Source organism: Nocardioides sp., assembly GCF_035429765.1.
In the GTDB taxonomy this organism is placed as follows: Bacteria; Actinomycetota; Actinomycetes; order Propionibacteriales; family Nocardioidaceae; genus Nocardioides.
In genome coordinates this window covers 11,022-12,750 of record NZ_DAOMFK010000085.1, presented here as the reverse complement: position 1 = coordinate 12,750, position 1,729 = coordinate 11,022, and the positions used below count along the sequence as shown (strand labels likewise).

The following is a 1,729-nucleotide window of genomic DNA, read 5'->3' as shown; positions in this document are numbered from 1 at the left end:
GCACCTTCAAGTCCGTGGCCGTCAAGGCCCCGGGCTTCGGCGACCGCCGCAAGGCGATGCTGCAGGACATCGCGATCCTCACCGGCGGCCAGGTCATCTCCGAGGAGGTCGGCCTCAAGCTGGAGTCGACCGGCATCGAGATGCTCGGCCAGGCCCGCAAGGTCGTCATCACCAAGGACGAGACCACGATCGTCGAGGGCGCCGGCGACACCGACCAGATCTCCGGCCGGGTGAACCAGATCCGCGCCGAGATCGAGAAGTCCGACTCCGACTACGACCGCGAGAAGCTGCAGGAGCGGCTGGCCAAGCTCGCCGGCGGCGTCGCCGTCATCAAGGTCGGCGCGGCCACCGAGGTCGAGCTGAAGGAGCGCAAGCACCGCATCGAGGACGCCGTGCGCAACGCCAAGGCCGCCGTGGAGGAGGGCATCGTCGCCGGTGGCGGCGTGGCCCTGCTGCAGGCCGCCGACGTGGCGTTCGAGAAGCTCGAGCTGACCGGTGACGAGGCCGTCGGCGCCGAGATCGTCCGCAAGGCGACCGAGGCTCCGCTGAAGCAGATCGCGGTCAACGCCGGCCTCGAGGGCGGCGTCATCGCGGAGAAGGTGCGCCACCTGGAGGCCGGGCACGGTCTCGACGCGGCCAGCGGTGAGTACGTCGACATGATCGCCGCCGGCATCATCGACCCGGCCAAGGTCACCCGCTCGGCGCTGCAGAACGCCGCCTCCATCGCGGCGCTCTTCCTCACCACCGAGGCGGTCGTCGCGGACAAGCCGGAGAAGGCCGCCCCGATGCCGGGCGGCGACGGCGGCATGGGCGGCATGGACTTCTGACCGGAGGTCCCCACGTCCCACGCATCCAGCGGGGTCCCGGTCCTCGGACCGGGGCCCCGCTGCTGCGTTCTCGGGGCTTGCCCGCCCGGACGGCGCAGGGGAGAGTGGGGGGTCATGAGCGGTCCACCACCTTCCGCGGGGAAGCCGTCGGTCGCCGAGCTGTTCGACTCGCTCGCGGGCAGCTACGACCAGACCGGGGTGGAGTTCTTCCGCCCGGTGGGCGCACGTCTGGTCGAGCTCCTGGAGCCGGGCGTCGGGCAGCGTGTCCTGGACGTCGGGTGCGGGCGTGGCGCCGTCACGGTGCCGCTGGCTCAGGCCGTCGGGGAGAACGGCCATGTCACTGCGGTCGACGTGTCCCCGGCGATGGCCGAGGCGACCCGCCAGGTGCTGGCGGCCGCCGGGCACCGGGCGGCGGTGGTCGTGGACGACGCCTCGGCGCTGAGCGTCGGGGACGGCTTCGACCGGGTCGCCTCCTCGCTGGTGCTGTTCTTCCTCCCTGACCCGGCGGCCGCGCTGGCCGGCTGGGTGGCCCGGGCGCGTCCGGACGGGGGCCGGGTCGGCCTGACCACCTTCGGCCCGATCGACGACACCTCGCGGGCCCTGGACGCCCTCTTCGAGCCGTGGCTCCCCGGGGACCTGCTCGACGCGCGGACCACCGGCGCCCGGGGGCCCTTCGCCAGCGACGAGGGGATGGCCGACCTGATGCGCGAGGCCGGGGCCGACCGCGTCGACACCGTCGTGGAGCCTGTCGAGATCCGCTTCGAGGACGTGGCCGCGTGGCACCGCTTCTCGATGACCACCGGCCAGCGGGCGATGTGGGCGCACGTCCCCGAGGCCGAGCGCCCCGGCGTACTCCGGAAGGCGGCGGAGATCCTGGAGCAGGCCCGGACGGGCGAGACGAC

The 1,729-nt window shown here is 73.3% G+C and carries 2 protein-coding genes; both read left to right on the top strand.

What is annotated here, in order from left to right; translation table 11 throughout:
* Nucleotides 1–827 (top strand): chaperonin GroEL (groEL, locus tag PLP61_RS09565; protein WP_324502431.1); only part of this gene is annotated, 827 nt, incomplete at its 5' end.
* A gap of 114 nt (nt 828–941) precedes the next feature.
* Nucleotides 942–1,729: class I SAM-dependent methyltransferase (locus tag PLP61_RS09560; RefSeq protein ID WP_324502430.1), on the top strand; the 788-nt coding region annotated here is incomplete at its 3' end.